Here is a 16,113-nt window from a genome sequence, read left to right on the forward strand (position 1 = left end):
CGTCCCCGCGCCTTCGTTCGGCAGCGGTCGGGCGGCGACTCAGCCCTGGAAGGCCGACGGGTGCGGGCCGGTGCGGCCGTCGCGCTCGAGCCCGTCGACGGCGGCGAGCTCGGCGTCGGTGAGGTCGAAGCCGAAGACGTCGAGGTTCGCGGCGATCCGCTCGGGCGTCACAGACTTGGGGATGACGACGCGCCCCTGCTGCAGGTGCCAGCGCAGCACCACCTGCGCGGGCGTGACCCCGTGCGCGCGGGCGGCGTCGAGCACGGGCGCGTCGCCCAGGACGGCGCCCTGCGCCAGCGGGCTCCACGCCTCGGTGACGGCGCCGTGCCGGGCGTTCGCGGCCACGGTCTCGCGGTTCTGCAGCGCCGGGTGCAGCTCCACCTGGTTGACGACGGGCACGGCGCCGCCCAGCGCCGTGATGCGGTCGAGGTGCTCGGGCAGGAAGTTGGAGACACCGATCGAGCGTGCGAGGCCCGCGTCGCGCAGGTCCTCCAGGCCCTGCCAGGCGTCGAGGTAGGCGTCCGTGGCGGGGGCCGGCCAGTGGATCAGGTAGAGGTCCACGTGGTCGAGGCCGAGCCTGTCGAGGCTCTGCTCGAGGCCCTCGCGGGCGGCGGCCCGGCCCAGCCGGTCGACCCACAGCTTGGTGGTGACGAACAGCTCGTCGCGGGCGACGCCCGACTCGGCGAGCGCGCGGCCCACGCCGCGCTCGTTGCCGTACACGGCGGCGGTGTCGATGCTGCGGCAGCCGGACTCGAGCGCGGTGCTGACCGCAGCCGTGGTGTCGGCGTCGGGCACCTGGAAGACGCCGAAGCCCAGCTGGGGCATGGTGCGGCCGTCGGAGAGCGTGACGGAGGGGACGTGCGTGGTCATGAGGGTCCTTTCGGTGGTGCGAGGTCGAGGGGTCAGGCGGCGACGGTCGCGCGCTCGGGCTCGGGCTGGTGGGGCCGGGCGAGCTCGCCCCCGCGGGAGCGGACGGCGAGCAGCAGGACGCCGAGCCCGGCGAGGGTGACGGCGGCGCCGACCCAGAGGGGCGAGGTGTAGCCGGCGCCCGCGGCGAGGGCGAGGCCGGCCGCCCAGGCGCCGAAGGCGTTGCCGACGTTGAAGGCGGCGATGTTGGCGCCCGAGCCGAGGGTCGGGGCCGCGCCGGTGAAGCGCATGATGCGCGTCTGCAGCGCGGGCACGGTGGCGAAGCCGAAGCCGCCCATGAGGAGCAGCGACACGACCGTCGCGACCTTGCTCTGCGCGGTGAGCGCGAAGAGCACGAGGACGACGGCGAGCACGGCGACGACGGTGACGAGCGTCCGGACGAGGTCACGGTCGGCGGCGCGGCCGCCCAGCACGTTGCCGGCGAAGAGGCCGACGCCGAAGACGACGAGCAGCCACGGCACGGCGGCGCTGCTGAAGCCGCTGACCTCCGTGAGCGTGAAGGCGACGTAGCTGAACGCGCCGAACATGCCGCCGTAGCCGAGCACGGTGACGGCCATGGACAGCCACACCTGGCGGTCGCGGAAGATGCGGAACTCCGCCAGGACGGAGCCGGTGCTGCGGTGCGACGTCGCCGGCACGAGCACCGCGATGCCGATCAGGCCGAGCACGCCGATGACGGTGATGGCCCAGAAGGTCGCGCGCCAGCCGGCCGCCTGGCCCAGGAACGTGCCGAGCGGGACGCCCACCACGTTGGCGACGGTGAGCCCGGCGAACATGACGGAGACGGCGGCGGCGCGACGGTGCGCGGGCACCAGGTCGGCCGCGACGACCGCCCCGATGCCGAAGAACGCGCCGTGGCACAGGGCGGCGACGACCCGGCCGGCCATCGTCATCCCGTAGGTGGGCGCGACGGCGGAGATCAGGTTGCCGGCGATGAACAGGACCATCAGGAGCATGAGCGCCCGCTTGCGGGGCACCCGGGAGAGCGCGGCGGTCAGGGCGATGCCGCCGACGGCGACGGAGAGGGCGTAACCGGAGATGAGGTAGCCCGCGACCGTCTCGGTGACGCCGAAGTCGGCGGCAACCTCCGGCAGCAGGCCCATGATGACGAACTCGGTGAGTCCGATGCCGAAGCCCCCGAGGGCGAGGGCGTACAGGGCGGCGGGCATCGTGGCCTCCAGGGTGGGGAACGAGAACGTTGCGCGTGCATTAGTTGCACGCGCAACGTTCTAGATAGTTGCACACGCCTTCTATCCGCGCAAGGCGCTATGCTGGGGGCTGGGCAACGGGCCGGCACCAGGCCCCCGAGGAGGCCGACATGGGAATCGCCGACGACGCCGTCGAGATCCGCGCGCGCGGCTGGCGCACGCTCGCCGCGCTGCACGGGCTGATCGAGACCGACCTGGAGCGCGCGCTGCAGAAGGACCACCAGCTCTCCGTGGTGGAGTTCACCGTGCTCGACGCCCTGAGCCGCCAGGACGGCTGGCACATGCGGATGCAGCAGCTCGCCCGCGCCGCCGCGCTGTCCAGCAGCGCCACGACCCGGCTGGTGACCCGTCTGGAGGACCGCGGCCTGCTCACGCGCATCCTGTGCGCCGACGACCGCCGCGGCATCTACACCGAGCTCACTCCCGCCGGGCGCGACCTGCTGGACGCCGCGCGGCCGACGCACGACCGCGCCCTGGAGGACGCCCTCGCCCGCGCCGACGAGATCCCGGAGATCGCCCCGCTCGCCGCGTCCCTGCACGCCGGCGCGGTCGCGTAGCCGTCCCGGAACCTCAGCTTCGCGTCAGGCCAGAGGGGTGGCCGCGTCGAGGAAGCGGGTCAGGGCGGTGGCGAGCTCGTCGGGCGCCTCCTCGGCCATGTGGTGCCCGGAGTCGATGCCGTGGCCCTGGACGTCGTGCGCCCAGTCGTGCCAGATGAGTCGAGGGTCGCCGTACAGCTGCTCCAGGTCGTCCCGCAGCGACCAGAGGACGAGCACAGGCATCGTGAGCATGCGGCCCGCGGCGCGGTCGGCCCGCTCGTGGTCGGCGTCGACGGTCAGCCCGGCCCGGTAGTCCTCGAGCATCGCGCGCACGACGCGCGGGTCACGCACGGCCGCCCGCCACTCGTCGTGGTTCTCGCGGCCCATCACCTCGGGGTCACCGCGGTACCAGGCGTCCGGGTCGGCGTTGATCACCCGCTCGGGCGTCTCCGGCTGGGCGAAGAAGAACCAGTGCCACCACAGGGTCGCGAACCTCGCGTCGGCCCGGGCCAGGTGCTCGCTCACGGGGATGCAGTCCAGGCCGCCGAACGCGCTCACCCGGTCCGGGTGGTCGAAGGCCAGGCGCAGGGCGACGAGGCTGCCGCGGTCGTGCCCGACGACGGCGAAACGGTCGTGGCCCAGTCGGTCCATGACCTGCACCATGTCGCGCGCGACCGCACGCTTCGAGTGCGCCGCGTGGTCGCGCGTGGGCTCCGGGCCGACGGAACGGCCATATCCCCGCAGGTCGGCGCACACCACCGTGAAGCCGGCCTCCAGCAGCCGCGGCGCCACGCGGTGCCACGTCGCGGACGTGCGCGGGTGGCCGTGCAGCAGCAGCACCGGGCGGCGGCCGTCCCCGGCGTGCCGCACAAGGATGCGCGCGTCGGCCACGTCGACGAACTCTTCGGTGAACCCCTCGAACATGCGGGCATCGTGTCAGCGCTCCGGGATGCCCGCGCCTCGGGGCACCCCGGCCGTGGCGAGGAGGTCCTCGTGCAGCTCCATCCACACCCCGTGGACGGAGGCCGCCCCGACCCCCGCCACGCGCGCGCCGTCGCCGGAACGCGCGCCCGCGAGCGCGTCGTCGAGCCGTTCGTCGTACCCCGCGAACCGGTCGAGCTCGGCCGCAAGCCCGGCGAGCAGCGGCCGCGCGGCGTCGACCACGGTGCCGAGCGCGTCGAGCACGCGAGCGTCCCAGGCGGCGTCGCCGTGGTCGTTGACGTCGAGGCGCCCGTCCCCCGCCGGTCGGAGTTGCCAGTCGGTGCACGCCCGCAGCAGGCGGGCGTTGAGCGGGTCGAACGTCGGGAGCGCCGCCCGCACGACGGCCTCCGTGCGCCCCGACGGGTCCGCCGCCAGCTCGGCCGCGAGCCGCTGCTCGCCCTCGGCGCGACCCCGGGCGGTGAGCGACCAGGCGCCCGTGCCGGCGAACTCCGACCAGGTCAGGCAGCCGAGCGCCTCCAGGTCGAGCAGGGTCTCGCGCACGACGTCGAGGGCGAGCCCGGAGCGGGCGGCGACCGCGTCGTCGTCCGCGGCGCCCCGCACCCGGACGGCGTGGAGGACCAGGAGCTCGGGGTCGGACGGCCGGCTCATCCCGCCTCCCCGCCGTCGTGCGTCCAGTGCGTACCGTCCGACCGCGCGACGAGCCGGTCGAGCCGCTGCTGCACGGCTTGCGGCGAGCCGAGCCCGAGCGCCCCCGCCATCCGGCCCCAGGTGTGCCCGGCGGCGCGCGCCGTGAAGAGCGCCGCGGTCTCGAGCTGCTCGGCCTCGGACCGCGCGGCGGGCACCAGCGCGAGGGCCGCGAGCGCCCCCGCGGCGTCCTCCTCCGCGGTGAGGCCACCGGCAGCCGAGCGCCACAGGTAGTGCCGGACGAGGTCCGTCGCCGACGGCGGAACCCCGGCCGGCTGCCACGGACGTCGGGCGAGCGCGTCCCCGCCGAGGTCGAGCAGCGTGCGCCGGGCCCGCGCCTCGACGTCGGCAACGTCCTGGTCCGAGCCGTGTCCGGAGCGATGTCCGGAGTCCTCGGCGTGGGGCTTGCGTTCCATCCCGTGACCGTGCACCATCAACACACTGTTGTCAACACCGCGTTGACAACGCTCTGTTGATGTCGCCGGGCGGAGGTGTGGTGTGGAGACGGTCGTGTCGCTCGACGGCGCCACCGCGGCGCACGGAGGCAAGGCCGCCGCCCTCGGTGCACTGCGGCGGACCGGCCTCCCGGTGCCGGCGGGCTTCGTGGTGCCCGCCGGCGTCCCGGACCACGACCTGCCCGCCGCAGTCGCCGCCGGGCTGGACGACCTCGCCGGGCCCGGGGCCGAGAGAGCCGCCGTCGCGGTGCGGTCCTCGGCGACGGACGAGGACGGGCCGCGCGCGTCGGCGGCAGGACAGTACGAGACGGTGCTCGGCGTCGTCGGCCCGCGCGCCGTCGCGGCCGCGGTCGTGGCCTGTCGCGCGTCCGCGACGAGCGTGCGCGCCACCGCCTACCGCGGGGCGACGGCGGGCACGAGGACGGGCACCGCGGCCGGGCAGGGCGAGATCTCCGCCGTCGAGGTCGCGGTCCTCGTGCAGCGCCTGGTCGACGCCCGCGCCGCCGGTGTGCTGTTCACGGACGGCGGGCGCACGGTGGTCGAAGGCTCGTGGGGTCTGGGCGAGAGCGTCGTGCGCGGAGCGGTGGACCCCGACCGCTGGACGGTCGACGGCGGCGGCCTCCGGGACCGGCACCCGGGGTCCAAGCGCACCCGCGTCGACCGCTCCCCCGGCGGGACCGCCGTCCGCGACGTCCCCACGTCCCACCGCGACCGGCTCTGCCTCGACGACGCCACGGTGCTGCGCGTCGCAGCGCTCGGCGACCGCGCGGCCGCGCTGCTCGGCGGGCCGCAGGACGTGGAGTGGGCGGTGGACGACGACGGCGCCGTCTGGCTGCTGCAGGCCCGCCCCGTCACGGCCCCCCTGCCCGCTGGTTGTGGGCGGGCGTTTGGCCCCGTTCCAGGCCGAATCAAGGGCCAAATGCCCGCTCACAGCGACAGGGACGCGGTGGTGCGGGGCGTGGGGGCGAGCGGTGGACGAGCGACCGGGCCCGCACGCGTGGTACGCGGGCCCGAGGACTTCGGCAGGGTCCGCGCTGGCGACGTGCTCGTGTGTCGCGAGACGGACCCGGCGTGGACGCCCCTGTTCGGCGTCGTCTCCGCCGTCGTCACCGAGACGGGCGGGCTGCTGTCGCACGCCGCGATCGTCGCGCGCGAGCTGCGGCTCCCGGCGGTCCTCGGCGTGCTCGGCGCGACCGACGTCCTGCGCGACGGCGGGACGCTCGCCGTCGACGGCGACGCGGGCACGGTCACCGCGCACCCCGCCCGCTGAGCAGGGGCTGGGCACGCCATGGACGCGGACGCTCGCCCGTGTAAACATCCCGCCATGACCTCGCCGGCACCGGTGGCGCCTCCGCCCGCACCACCGAACCCGCCCCTGACGATCGAGCACGCCCTCGGCCTCTTCTCCGACGAGCGGCCGCGAGCCGCCTGGGGTCTGCGCCTGCTCGCCGTGCTGCTGGACTCCGCCGTCGTGGGGTCGGTCGTCTTTCTCGCCACCGGCGACGACACGGGGCTGGCCGCGCTCCCCGGCCTGGGGGACAGCGGCGGCCCTTCCGACGACGCCGCCACCGCGGCGTGGGCCGCGGGCACGTTGCTGCTGCTCGGCGTGCTCCAGGCGTACACGGGCATGACACCGGGCAAGCGGGTCGCGGGCATCTCGGTGGTCGACGACCGGTCCGGCCGCCCGATCGGGCTGCCGGGCACGGCGCTGCGGTGGTTCGCGCGTGCTCGACGCGATCCTCCTGATCGGCTACATCCGTGCCGCCTTCCACCGCGAGGGCCGCACGTTCGCCGACTCGCTGCTCGGTACCGTCGCCGTCCGCACCACGGCTCCCCCGCCGCACCCGCTCGTGGCTCGCCTGCGGGCCGCCCGTGACTCCCGCGCGCCGTGGCTGCGCTGGCCCAGGCGCGTGACCGGCGCCGTCGCCCTCGTCGTGTGCGCGGCGGCCGCGGCCATGAGCCTCACCGGGAGCAGCGCCGCCGGCGAGCAGATGTCCGAGCAGCAGACGTCCTGCGTGAGCAGCGGCCCGTACGTCGCATCGGCGATGTTCAGCAGTGCGCGACACGTCGAGCGGGAGTCGCGCTTCGGCATCACGCACACCGCGGAGCACGACTGGCGGGTGGCGGCAGGGTGGTCCACCGGTCTCGGGCTCGGCGCGAGCAAGAACCCGCACGTCGACGGGATGTCAGCCCGGCTCCGGGTCATGTCGCCCACCGGAGTCGTCTACGACGACGGGTTGCCCGGCGAGGACGAGCCGGGCGACGAGGTCGCCGACCAGGACGACCTCTGGGGGGACGTGCCAGATCTGGTCGCGTCAATCGAGCTCACGGCTCCTGAGGACGTGACGGGCTGGACGGCGACAGCCACGCTCGTGGACGACGACGGGGCGGTCCTCGCCGAGTGTTCGGCGCCGGTGCCGCACATCGTCGCCGACCCCGCCGACCTGTGACCCGTCAGGGGCGGAACGTCGTCTGACCGTGCGGCGACTTGGCGAACGCGAGCACCTTGTCGGGGACGACGCGGTAGACCAGGGCGCGCTGGCCGTGCGGGTCGAACGCCTCGTCGTCGTTCTCGAAGTCCCAGGCGTCGCCGTACTTGGCGCGGAACGCGTCGGCGAGCCGGCGCAGCTCGGGGCCGCCGGTCGCGCGGACGGCGTCGCCCTCGACGACGACGTCCAGCCCGGCGTCCCAGGTGTCCGAGCCGATGGTGACGGCCACATGCGGTCCGTGGGCGAGGTTGCGGGCCTTCTGCTCCTCGGGCCCGGTGCAGAACACGAAGCCGTCGTCCACCCACACCCCGACCAGCGGCGTGACGTGCGGGCGACCGTCCGCCCGCACCGTCGTCAGGCGGTAGGACGTCGCGGCCGTCAGCGCGTCGTCGACCTCCTGCCACGGCGTCGGTGCGGTGGCCTCGCTGAAACGGGCGTCGAGCCTTCCGGTGAGTGTCATGGCGGGCAGACCCGCCGGAGCGACGAAACTCGTCGCCCCGGCGAGCCTGTGCGCCGGTGCCACCCGCTCAGAGGCTGTGGGCGGAGATGTCGCCCATCGCGGTGGTGGCGCGGATCTGCAGCGTGACGGCGCCGCCGGTGCTGGCGAGCGCGTTGCGCACCCGGCCGAGGGCGGTGCCGGAGTCGAGCGACGCCGTCACCCCGGCGGCGACGCCCACGGTGATGCCGCCGAGCTGCGTGTCCAGCTCGAGCGTGCCCGCGGTCGCCTCGTCGACGCGCAGGTCGCCCTTCGCGGTGCGCAGCGTCGAGGAGTCCGTGAGCCGGCCGACGGTGATGTCCCCCGCCTGGGTGGTGAGGCGGGCCGTGGCGGCCTCGTCGACCTTGATGTCGCCGTGCGCGTTCTCGACGACGACGTCGCCGAGGCGGCCGACGACGCGCACCTCGGCGCTGGCGACCTCGGCCTGGAGCCGGGACCCGGAGGGCACCTGCACGGTCACGTCGACGAAGCCGGTGCTGCCGAGGGCACGGTGCTCCGCGGGCGTGGTGACGCTCACGACTCCGTCGGCGAAGTCGACGGTCGTGCGCTCGGCGGCCTCGACGTCCCGGCGCTTCGCAGGGTTGGCGGGCCGCACGTCGACGGTGGTGTCCTGGCGGTCCGCCGCGACGACGGTGAGCCGGCCGGCCGGAAGGTGGACGACGGCGGTGGCGGTGGCGGTCTGGAAGGTCTGCATCGTGCTCAGCTCCTGTGGTGATCCGTGCGGTCGCTTTCTGACTTGCGAAACGCTACGTTGCGTTCGCCATCTCGGCAAGAGTGTTTGTTGCACGAGAGATATGTTTACGCAGGTCATATGCCCTTTATCGTTGCATCCGCCGTGAAGAGTAACGCAACCTCGAGCGCGCTATTCGTTGCATCCAACCCAGGATGAACGTAACGTGGGTGCCCCACGACCCAGGAGGACCGCCATGCCGGGAGGCCGGCTCACCGCCCAGGAGCGTCAGCAGATCGCCGCCGGCCTCGCCGACGACCTCGCCTACGCCGAGATCGCCCGACGCATCGACCGGCCGACGTCGACGGTCACGCGCGAGGTGCTGCGCCACGGCGGCCCCGGCGCCTACCGCGCCGACCTGGCCCACCGCACGGCGCAGCAGGCGGCGCACCGCCGTCGTCCCGCCGCGCGCGGCACCCGCACCACGAGTGCGGCGGGCCAGGACGACGCGGCGCTGCGCGCGTACGAGGAGACCTTCACGACCCTGCTCATGCAGTCCGGCCTGCCCCGCACGGCGGCGGGCGTGCTCACCCTGCTGTACGTCGCGGACTCCGGCAGCCTGACCGCGGCCGAGCTCGTCGAGCGGCTCCAGGTCAGCCCGGCGTCGGTCTCCAAGGCGATCTCCCTCCTGGAGAACCTCGGCCTCGTCCGGCGCGAGCGTGCCGAGGGGCGCCGGGAGCGCTACGCCGCCGACGGCGACGCCTGGTACCAGTCGATGATCGCGGCGGCGCGCTCCAACGCCCAGCTCGCCGAGGCCGCCCGCGCGGGCGTCGGCGTCCTCGGTCGCGACACGCCTGCGGGCGCGCGCCTCGAGAACATGGCCCGGTTCATGGACTTCGTCGGGGAGAGCATCAGCCGTGCCGCCGAGCAGGCACGCGAGCTCCTGCACACCCCGGCAGAGCGGTAGGCGGACGGCGTCAGCGCCTCTCGACCCAGCGGTCCACGGCCCACAGCACCGCGAGCGCGAGCCCCGGGACGACACCGTCGGCGACGTCGAGCGTGTAGGTGTCACGCACGGTGACCCACTTCTGGGTGATCACGGCGACGGGCACACCGCCCGAGGTGACGGTGTACTCCTTCTCCACGAAGTTCCCCTGCAGCTCCCACGCCGGCCCGTCGGGCACCGTGAGCGTCATCCGCGACCGCACGGGCGAGAACAGCTTGCCGTGCAGCGAGGCGACCTCGGTGCCCGCCGCGTCCGTGATCGTCATGTGCTTCGGGACGTTGAGCACCCGGCCGGCGACGCGGTAGAGGACGGTGCCCGCGGCGTCGAGCACGTCGGCCCGCTCACGCGGCCCCACCTTGCCGTCGACGACGAAGACGTCGCTGCCGGCGAGGTCGGTGACGCGGAAGTCGCGGCCCACGCTCAGCGCCTTCGCCTTCACGACGTAGCGGGTCCAGCCTGGTGAGGGCGGAGGGAGTGCCATGGACCCAGCATGCCGAGCCTCGCGCGGCCGTGCCATCGGGTCTGCCTTGCGGGCATGCCCGCACGCATCGAGCCTGGTGGTGTCCCTGGTGGCACCCCGCCGCCGCGCCTGAGGAGGTCGCCGTGCCCGACACCGAAGATCCGCGCACCGAGCCCGCGCCTGACGACCCCCGCAAGCCGGACTCCCCGAAGGACCTGAAGAAGCCATCGTGGCGACTGGCGTCCAAGGGGGCCGTCCGGGAGTTCATGGACGACCAGTGCACCGACCTGGCCGCCGCGCTGACCTACTACGCCGTCCTGGCCGCGGCCCCCGCCCTGCTGGCGCTGGTGTCGTTGCTCGGCTTCGTCGGCGACCCCGAGAAGGCGATCGACTCGATCCTGTCGACCGTGAGCGACTTCCTGCCCGAGGAGACGCTCGCGATCGTCAAGCCGCTCGTCGAGAACCTGGTGAACTCCACCGGCGCCGGACTGGCCCTGGTGGTCGGCCTCGTCATCGCGCTGTGGTCCGCCTCCGGGTACGTGACGGCGTTCGGACGTGCGATGAACCGCGTGTACGAGGTCGAGGAGGGACGCCCGATCTGGAAGCTGCGGCCGCTGCTGCTGCTGGTGACGCTCGTCGTGGTCGTCCTGGCGGCGATCATCGTGGCGTCGCTGGTGCTGTCCGGGCCGGTCGCCCGGTCGATCGGGGACGCGGTCGGCCTCGGGGACGCCGCCCTGACCGCGTGGAACATCGCCAAGTGGCCCGTCGCGCTCCTGCTCGTCGTCGTCGTCGTCGCCCTGCTCTACCACCTCACCCCCAACGTGAAGCAGCCCAAGTTCCGCTGGATCAGCGTCGGCGCCGTGGTGGCGATCGTCGTCTGGTTGATCGCGTCGACGGCGTTCGCCTTCTACGTGGCGAACTTCGGGAGCTACGGCTCTTACGGGATGCTCGGGACCGTCATCGTGTTCCTGCTGTGGTTGTGGATCACGAACCTCGCCCTCCTCTTCGGCGCCGAGCTGGACGCCGAGCTGGAGCGCAGCCGCGAGCTGCAGGGCGGGATCGCCGCGGAGGAGGCCATCCAGCTGCCGCCGCGCGACACCCGCGCCAGCGACAAGAAGGCCGCCAAGCGCGCCGACGCCGTCGCGGAGGCCCGCGCGGTCCGCGAGTCCGCCGCCCGCGACGGGCGCGGCGACTGACCGCGGCCCACGGTCACCGCGGGCCTCGGTCTGAACGGGCGGGGTCCGGGAGGTCGGGGTCGACAGGGACGCGGGCGTCGACGAGGCGCGCGCCGGTGAGCGCGCAGGCGAGGCCGCGACGGTCACGGGTCGCGGCGACGCCGACGAGCGCCGCGAGGGCGACGACGTTCTGCAGCGTGCCGGCCCACGCGTTCGACGCGTCGCCGGGCGGCACGGCCTCCACGACCCCGAGCGCACCGTACAGGCCGAGCAGCAGGTAGCCGCGGGCCACCCGGTGCGGCAGCGACCCGCGGCGCAGACCGCCCGCGCCGTCGGGCCAGCGCGGCTCGAGCCACACCGCCCGCTGCCCGAGCGACGCCCCCGTCCCGACCCACGGCGGCACGAAGAAGACCAGCACGGCCGGCACCACCGTGCCGAGCAGCACGTCGGGCCAGGTGGTGGCCGAGGGCAGGTCGTGGCCGGTCGCCACGACCCCCGCGCGGTACGCCAGCTGCAGCGCGGCGCCCAGCGCGAACGCCGCCAGCAGGTCCGTGAGCATCCCGAGGAGACGGCGCCAGAACGTCACCGGGCGGGGCTCCAGGCGTGCCGCGGAGAGCGCGCGCGACTGCGGCATCCAGCGCAGCACGACCGGCGCCACGAGGGCGCCGACCAGCCCGCCGAGGGTGTTGGCGAGGACGTCGTCGACGTCCGCGACGCGGTACGAGCACGGGATGAGCCCGAAGATGCCCGTGTACTGCACGGTCTCGATCCCGACCGACGCGACCAGCGCGCTCACGGTGGACACCGCGACGCCCCAGCCGAGGTAGCGGCGCGCCAGCACGCCCCACGGCACGAAGAGCAGCACGTTGAACGCCACCTGCAGCACCGCCACGCTGCGCAGCGTGGCCAGCAGGCCGAGCCCGGCCGTGTCCCGGCGGACGTCGTCGAGCGAGTGCAACGGCGTCAGCTCCGCCCCGGCGACACCGTGCGCGGCGCACCACTGCACGAGGTCGCCCGACGGCAACGGCAGCATCGTGTACGCGAGCAGCGTCACGACGTACACCGCGAGCGCCGCCGCCCCCAGCACGCGCCGCGCGTCGAGCCGCCCGTACCGGCGCTGCTGCACCAGGAGCACGGGGACCAGCACCGCGAGGAACGCGACCACCCCGAAGCCGATGCCGATCATCGCCGGCCATGCCCACCGATCCACCACGCGGCCGACCGTAGCGGCGCCGTCCCGCTCCCGCCGGTCGGACGGCGGAGATCACACCGGAGCCGCCCAGGGACGGGAGGTCACGGCTGCGTCAGGGCGCGGAGGTCGTCGAGGGTGCCGTCGAAGACGTTCATGTCGATGTACTGCTCGTCCCCGGCGTAGCCCGGCAGGGTGTCGTGGTCGGAGTACTGCCAGAACTCCCAGTCGCGCCGCGGCACGTCGGGGCTGGTGGCGACGGACCGGATCCACAGCGGGTAGCGGTCGTACGCGCCGCCCAGGTACTCCGACCGGATCTGCTCCGTCGTGTAGATGATCGGCGGGACGCCGTAGTGGTCCTCGAGGGCGTCGAGCATCGGGTCGAGGATGCCCCGCAGCTTCGAGACCTCGGGCGGGTGGCTGGCGAAGTCGCCGTAGTACTCGACGTCGACGACGGGCGGGAGCGTGCCGCTCTCGGCGGGGACGACGTCGATCATGTGGGCGGCCTGGTCCGCGCCCGTGCTCTCGAAGCTGAGGAAGTGGTACGCGCCGACGAGCAGGTCGGTGTCACGGGCGGCGGCCCAGCTCGCCGCGAACCGCTCGTCCTCGTGGCTGGAGCCCTCGGTGGCCTTGATGAACGCGAAGTCGATGTCCTGGCCCGCGAGCGTGGGCCAGTCGATCTCGCCCTGGTAGGCGGAGACGTCCACGCCGCGGACGGCGAACTTCGCGGCCGTCACCCGGTTGGGCCACAGCACCCCCGCCCACACCAGGAAGGCGAGGACCGCGAGCACCAGGACGACCGCCCCGGCAGCGATCCACACGGCCCGCCAGGGCCTTCGACGCGGCGTTGCACTGTCGTTCACCCTCTGATCCTGCCGGACTGCGGTGCCTGCGGTCTCCCTCGCGCGTACCGTGGAGGGATGACGGCCGAGACCGTGGGTCCCTCGAACGGGCCCGACCCGCGAGAGCGCTACCGGCACCTCGACGCGCCCGCAGCACCTGACGAGCTCCGCGCCTCGCTCGACGTCAGCCCCGTCCCGGACCAGAAGGACGACGAGCTGCGCGAGGCGGAGTGGCTGCTGCGGACGGTCGGAGCGGGCTGAGCGGGCTCACAGCGCGGCGTCCAGCATGACGAGGGCGGCCTCGTGCCGCTGCCGTGCATACGTCCGGAGCACGTCGTCCACTGTGTGCGGGTCGTGGACGGGAGCGCCGAGCGGGTACGTCGAGGCGAGCGTGTAGGCGCAGCCCACCGCCACGACCGACGCGAGGGCGGCCGGACGCACGGCAGGGTAGGCCGTCTCGTAGGCGTCGAGGAGTGCCGACAGCCCGTGCTGCCATCCAGGGGTGGTGACGACGGTGCGGGGGTCGCAGGCGATCCGGGCGATCTCCCAGGCGAGGTACCCGGCCGAGGGCGGCTGGAAGTCGATCACCGCCGCCACGGCATCCCCGCGCACCAGGACGTTCGGTGCCGCCAGGTCGCCGTGGAGGGTCTGGACCGTCAATGGCGGCAACGCGTCGAGCAGCCCTCCGACGTGCGGCAGCAGCGCCCGCCTCTCGACCAGGGCGTCGTGCGCCCACGCACCGAAGTCGTCGGTGACGCCGCTCCGGCGGTACTCCTCGACGAGCCGGTCATACCGGGCCCTGGCGGCCGGGAGGTCGACCAGCGCGGACGCCGGGATCGTCGTCGGCGGTCCGGCCGGGTGGGTCGCCAGGTGTCGGTGCAGCTGGCCGACCGTCGTCCCGACGGCGCGCCACAGGTCACCCCGGAGCCCGCCCTCCGCGGTGGATGCCTCCTCGACGAGCTCCCAGACCGAGACGCTCAGCCCGTACCCCTGCCCGACCACGCCCCCGGAGGCGTCCCGGTACACGCGGGGCACCGGCGTCCCCCCTGCCCCGGCGAACTCGGTGAGCTCGATCGCGGCCACCGCGGCCGGCACCTCCCCGGGCGTGCGGTACGACTTCACGAAGCGGCGCGCGCCGTCCGACGTGGTCACGACGACGTTGTCGGTCGCCGTGCCCGCGGGGACCCGCTCCACGCCGTGCACCTGCACGCCGAACGCGTCCCGGAGCAGAGCCGTGAGGGGCCCGGCGGCGGGCGACGGTGCGGCATCCACCTGGCCACCCTCTCACCGCGTGCTCGTCCTGGGACCGGTGCCTCGGCACACCGTCCGGGAACAACTCCACCCTGTGGCACGTTATGTCAGCGGATTCACGGCACCGAACGAGGAGCACCGTTGCGACGCATCGCCCGAAAGGTCGAAATCGAGCACGAGCCGGGGAAGTTCACCCGCTACCTCCGGCACGACAACGGCGAGGGGTACGTCTCGCCGCACGCCACCGTCCACCCCGACGCAACCATCAGGCCCGGCGCGTACGTCGAGGCGGGGGCCCGCGTGGGCGCGCACGCCCAGGTGGGCCGGTTCAGCTGGGTCGACGTGGACGCGGTCGTCGGCCGCGGCGCCCACGTGGACGAGAACGTGCACGTCGGCGTCCGCGGCGTCGTCGGCGACGGGTCACGGGTCGGCGCCGGGAGCCGGCTCGGCACCGACAGCCGCGTGCCCGCCGGCACCGTGGTGCCGCCCGACGCGATCGTGCCCGACGGCGAGACCGCGCACGGCACGCGCCGTCGCAAGGACTTCGGCACCGCGGCCTGACCGCACCGCCACCCAGCCTCACGCACCATCAGCCCGCCACCTGCGCGGACGCTCCGCGCGCCGCGCGCTCGGCGGCCGTGCGCGGGATGATGCTCGGGACCGACCCGAGGAGAGCCGTGCCGGACCCCGCCCCCGAGACCGCCCACGCACCCGGCGAGCGCGTGCTGCGCCTGGGCCGGATCGGATGGGCCGTGGTCGGCATCGCCGCCGCCGCGGTCGTCGTCTATGCCACCGTGTCCGCGATCAGCGGGCTGGCCGTGCCGCTCGTCGTCGCGGCCGTCCTCGGCCTGCTGCTCCATCCCCTCGTGGACCGGCTCGAGCGCCTCGGGCTGCGCCGCGGCCTCGGGTCGCTCGCCGTCCTCGTCGCGCTGGGCGGCGTCCTCGCGCTCGCCGTGGGCGTGACGGCCGACGGCATCTCCGACCAGTCCGCGGAGATCGCCGCCCGGCTCGCCAGCGGGCTCGCCACCCTCCAGGAGCAGCTCGCCGGCACGACGTTCGACCTGTCCGGGGTCGACCTGCAGGACACGTCGGGCGCCCTGGCAGGCGGCGTCGCCAGCCTGTTCGGCAGCGTGTTCTCCAGCGCGGCCGCGTTCGTCGTCGGCACGTTCATCGCCGTGTTCTTCCTCTTCTACGTCATGGCCGACTGGCCCCGCATCGAGGAGTTCGCGGCGCGGCACTCGTCCGTCGGCGGCACCTCCGGCCACGTCGTCGTCGACGAGGCCACCACGACGCTGCGCCGCTACTTCGGTGCGCTGACGACGTCGAGCCTCGTCACGGCCGCGCTCATCGCGCTCGCCGCGGTCCTGCTCGACGTGCCGCTCGCCTTCTCCATCGCGCTCGTCACCTTCGTGACGTCGTACATCCCCTACCTGGGCGCGATCTTCTCCGGCGCGTTCGCCGTCCTCATCGCGCTCGGGTCGCAGGGCCCCACGCGGGCCCTCATCCTGCTCGGCGTGATCCTGCTGGTGCAGAACGTGGTGCAGACCCTGATGCTCACCAAGCTGTCCTCCGACCAGCTGCGCCTGCACCCCATCGTCAACCTCGGCTCGACGATCGTCGGTGCCGTCCTGGCCGGCCTGCTGGGCGCGATGCTCTCCGCGCCCGTGACAGTCATCGTGCGCGACGTCCTCGGGCACGCAGGCAGCCAGGCCGACCGCGACACCGAACACCCCGAGCCGCAGCCACGGCCTGAAGGTCGCCGCTCGCGCTGACGCACCGACGG

The 16,113-nt window shown here is 74.2% G+C and carries 19 protein-coding genes; 8 read left to right on the forward strand and 11 right to left on the reverse strand.

Features of this window, described 5'->3' with window-relative positions:
* Positions 1 to 39 precede the first annotated feature (39 nt).
* Positions 40 to 870, reverse strand: coding sequence for an aldo/keto reductase (locus tag ACWGKI_RS08940; protein ID WP_452186346.1), 831 nt, complete (start codon positions 868 to 870; stop codon positions 40 to 42).
* A 32-nt stretch (positions 871 to 902) separates the two neighbouring features.
* Positions 903 to 2,096, reverse strand: coding sequence for an MFS transporter (locus tag ACWGKI_RS08945; RefSeq protein ID WP_452186348.1), 1,194 nt, complete (start codon positions 2,094 to 2,096; stop codon positions 903 to 905).
* Positions 2,097 to 2,245: 149 nt separating this feature from the next.
* On the opposite strand from ACWGKI_RS08945, the gene ACWGKI_RS08950 reads away from it, so the two are divergent.
* Positions 2,246 to 2,692 carry a MarR family winged helix-turn-helix transcriptional regulator gene (locus ACWGKI_RS08950; RefSeq protein WP_380240406.1) on the forward strand — a complete coding sequence of 149 codons (447 nt, stop codon included), beginning with the start codon at positions 2,246 to 2,248 and terminating at the stop codon, positions 2,690 to 2,692.
* A gap of 24 nt (positions 2,693 to 2,716) precedes the next feature.
* Here the strand turns inward: ACWGKI_RS08950 and ACWGKI_RS08955 are convergent, their stop codons facing one another.
* From ACWGKI_RS08955 to ACWGKI_RS08965, 3 genes are read right to left on the reverse strand one after another with little or no spacing between them, the layout of a single operon-like run.
* The gene (locus ACWGKI_RS08955; RefSeq protein ID WP_452186350.1) at positions 2,717 to 3,595 is read right to left on the reverse strand and encodes an alpha/beta fold hydrolase; all 879 of its coding nucleotides are present in this window, start codon (positions 3,593 to 3,595) and stop codon (positions 2,717 to 2,719) included.
* Positions 3,596 to 3,607: 12 nt separating this feature from the next.
* Positions 3,608 to 4,261 (reverse strand): transcriptional regulator, encoded by a 654-nt coding sequence (locus tag ACWGKI_RS08960; protein ID WP_452186352.1) that lies wholly within the window; start codon positions 4,259 to 4,261, stop codon positions 3,608 to 3,610.
* A complete protein-coding gene (locus ACWGKI_RS08965; protein ID WP_452186354.1) occupies positions 4,258 to 4,713 on the reverse strand; it encodes a DNA-binding protein in 456 nt (151 codons plus the stop codon). The genes ACWGKI_RS08960 and ACWGKI_RS08965 overlap by 4 nt, the downstream gene beginning before the upstream one ends.
* 82 nt (positions 4,714 to 4,795) lie before the next feature.
* On the opposite strand from ACWGKI_RS08965, the gene ACWGKI_RS08970 reads away from it, so the two are divergent.
* Together ACWGKI_RS08970 and ACWGKI_RS08975 are read left to right on the forward strand one after the other, a co-directional pair.
* The gene (locus tag ACWGKI_RS08970) at positions 4,796 to 6,022 is read left to right on the forward strand and encodes a PEP/pyruvate-binding domain-containing protein (RefSeq protein ID WP_452186356.1); all 1,227 of its coding nucleotides are present in this window, start codon (positions 4,796 to 4,798) and stop codon (positions 6,020 to 6,022) included.
* 54 nt (positions 6,023 to 6,076) lie between these two features.
* The gene (locus tag ACWGKI_RS08975; RefSeq protein WP_452186358.1) at positions 6,077 to 6,628 is read left to right on the forward strand and encodes an RDD family protein; all 552 of its coding nucleotides are present in this window, start codon (positions 6,077 to 6,079) and stop codon (positions 6,626 to 6,628) included.
* A gap of 578 nt (positions 6,629 to 7,206) precedes the next feature.
* Here the strand turns inward: ACWGKI_RS08975 and ACWGKI_RS08980 are convergent.
* A complete protein-coding gene (locus ACWGKI_RS08980) occupies positions 7,207 to 7,701 on the reverse strand; it encodes a pyridoxamine 5'-phosphate oxidase family protein (RefSeq protein ID WP_452186360.1) in 495 nt (164 codons plus the stop codon).
* A 67-nt stretch (positions 7,702 to 7,768) separates the two neighbouring features.
* Positions 7,769 to 8,431 (reverse strand): DUF4097 family beta strand repeat-containing protein, encoded by a 663-nt coding sequence (locus ACWGKI_RS08985; RefSeq protein WP_452186362.1) that lies wholly within the window; start codon positions 8,429 to 8,431, stop codon positions 7,769 to 7,771.
* A 232-nt stretch (positions 8,432 to 8,663) separates the two neighbouring features.
* On the opposite strand from ACWGKI_RS08985, the gene ACWGKI_RS08990 reads away from it, so the two are divergent.
* Positions 8,664 to 9,374 (forward strand): MarR family transcriptional regulator, encoded by a 711-nt coding sequence (locus tag ACWGKI_RS08990; protein WP_452186364.1) that lies wholly within the window; start codon positions 8,664 to 8,666, stop codon positions 9,372 to 9,374.
* 10 nt (positions 9,375 to 9,384) lie between these two features.
* Here ACWGKI_RS08990 and ACWGKI_RS08995 read toward each other — a convergent pair whose 3' ends face one another.
* Complete coding sequence (locus ACWGKI_RS08995) at positions 9,385 to 9,894, reverse strand: LURP-one-related/scramblase family protein (RefSeq protein ID WP_452186366.1); 510 nt, start codon at positions 9,892 to 9,894, stop codon at positions 9,385 to 9,387.
* 122 nt (positions 9,895 to 10,016) lie between these two features.
* Between ACWGKI_RS08995 and ACWGKI_RS09000 the strand changes: the two genes are divergently transcribed.
* On the forward strand, positions 10,017 to 11,069 hold the full coding sequence (locus ACWGKI_RS09000; protein ID WP_452186368.1) for a YihY/virulence factor BrkB family protein: 1,053 nt from the start codon (positions 10,017 to 10,019) through the stop codon (positions 11,067 to 11,069).
* 13 nt (positions 11,070 to 11,082) lie between these two features.
* Here ACWGKI_RS09000 and ACWGKI_RS09005 read toward each other — a convergent pair whose 3' ends face one another.
* Both ACWGKI_RS09005 and ACWGKI_RS09010 read right to left on the reverse strand, forming a co-directional pair.
* Positions 11,083 to 12,261, reverse strand: coding sequence for a VanZ family protein (locus tag ACWGKI_RS09005; RefSeq protein WP_452186370.1), 1,179 nt, complete (start codon positions 12,259 to 12,261; stop codon positions 11,083 to 11,085).
* Positions 12,262 to 12,341: 80 nt separating this feature from the next.
* Complete coding sequence (locus tag ACWGKI_RS09010; protein WP_452186372.1) at positions 12,342 to 13,100, reverse strand: GH25 family lysozyme; 759 nt, start codon at positions 13,098 to 13,100, stop codon at positions 12,342 to 12,344.
* Positions 13,101 to 13,157: 57 nt separating this feature from the next.
* Here ACWGKI_RS09010 and ACWGKI_RS09015 point away from each other — a divergent pair, with 57 nt between their 5' ends.
* The gene (locus ACWGKI_RS09015; RefSeq protein ID WP_380240441.1) at positions 13,158 to 13,340 is read left to right on the forward strand and encodes a hypothetical protein; all 183 of its coding nucleotides are present in this window, start codon (positions 13,158 to 13,160) and stop codon (positions 13,338 to 13,340) included.
* Between the two features lie 6 nt (positions 13,341 to 13,346).
* On the opposite strand, the gene ACWGKI_RS09020 is transcribed toward ACWGKI_RS09015, so the two are convergent.
* Complete coding sequence (locus ACWGKI_RS09020) at positions 13,347 to 14,351, reverse strand: phosphotransferase enzyme family protein (RefSeq protein ID WP_452186374.1); 1,005 nt, start codon at positions 14,349 to 14,351, stop codon at positions 13,347 to 13,349.
* Positions 14,352 to 14,471: 120 nt separating this feature from the next.
* Between ACWGKI_RS09020 and ACWGKI_RS09025 the strand changes: the two genes are divergently transcribed.
* Positions 14,472 to 14,891 (forward strand): transferase, encoded by a 420-nt coding sequence (locus tag ACWGKI_RS09025; protein WP_380240446.1) that lies wholly within the window; start codon positions 14,472 to 14,474, stop codon positions 14,889 to 14,891.
* A 116-nt stretch (positions 14,892 to 15,007) separates the two neighbouring features.
* Positions 15,008 to 16,102 carry an AI-2E family transporter gene (locus tag ACWGKI_RS09030; RefSeq protein WP_452186376.1) on the forward strand — a complete coding sequence of 365 codons (1,095 nt, stop codon included), beginning with the start codon at positions 15,008 to 15,010 and terminating at the stop codon, positions 16,100 to 16,102.
* The last annotated feature ends 11 nt before the right edge of the window (positions 16,103 to 16,113 follow it).

It is taken from the genome of Isoptericola sp. NPDC055881, from assembly GCF_053615895.1.

What these genes read in the sequence shown, in the direction of transcription:
- ACWGKI_RS08940 (WP_452186346.1), bottom strand. Translation starts at nt 870, where the DNA reads ATGACCACGCACGTCCCCTCCGTCACGCTCTCCGACGGCCGCACCATG.
- ACWGKI_RS08945 (WP_452186348.1), bottom strand. Translation starts at nt 2,096, where the DNA reads ATGCCCGCCGCCCTGTACGCCCTCGCCCTCGGGGGCTTCGGCATCGGA.
- ACWGKI_RS08950 (WP_380240406.1), top strand. Translation starts at nt 2,246, where the DNA reads ATGGGAATCGCCGACGACGCCGTCGAGATCCGCGCGCGCGGCTGGCGC.
- ACWGKI_RS08955 (WP_452186350.1), bottom strand. Translation starts at nt 3,595, where the DNA reads ATGTTCGAGGGGTTCACCGAAGAGTTCGTCGACGTGGCCGACGCGCGC.
- ACWGKI_RS08960 (WP_452186352.1), bottom strand. Translation starts at nt 4,261, where the DNA reads ATGAGCCGGCCGTCCGACCCCGAGCTCCTGGTCCTCCACGCCGTCCGG.
- ACWGKI_RS08965 (WP_452186354.1), bottom strand. Translation starts at nt 4,713, where the DNA reads ATGGAACGCAAGCCCCACGCCGAGGACTCCGGACATCGCTCCGGACAC.
- ACWGKI_RS08975 (WP_452186358.1), top strand. Translation starts at nt 6,077, where the DNA reads ATGACCTCGCCGGCACCGGTGGCGCCTCCGCCCGCACCACCGAACCCG.
- ACWGKI_RS08980 (WP_452186360.1), bottom strand. Translation starts at nt 7,701, where the DNA reads ATGACACTCACCGGAAGGCTCGACGCCCGTTTCAGCGAGGCCACCGCA.
- ACWGKI_RS08985 (WP_452186362.1), bottom strand. Translation starts at nt 8,431, where the DNA reads ATGCAGACCTTCCAGACCGCCACCGCCACCGCCGTCGTCCACCTTCCG.
- ACWGKI_RS08990 (WP_452186364.1), top strand. Translation starts at nt 8,664, where the DNA reads ATGCCGGGAGGCCGGCTCACCGCCCAGGAGCGTCAGCAGATCGCCGCC.
- ACWGKI_RS08995 (WP_452186366.1), bottom strand. Translation starts at nt 9,894, where the DNA reads ATGGCACTCCCTCCGCCCTCACCAGGCTGGACCCGCTACGTCGTGAAG.
- ACWGKI_RS09015 (WP_380240441.1), top strand. Translation starts at nt 13,158, where the DNA reads ATGACGGCCGAGACCGTGGGTCCCTCGAACGGGCCCGACCCGCGAGAG.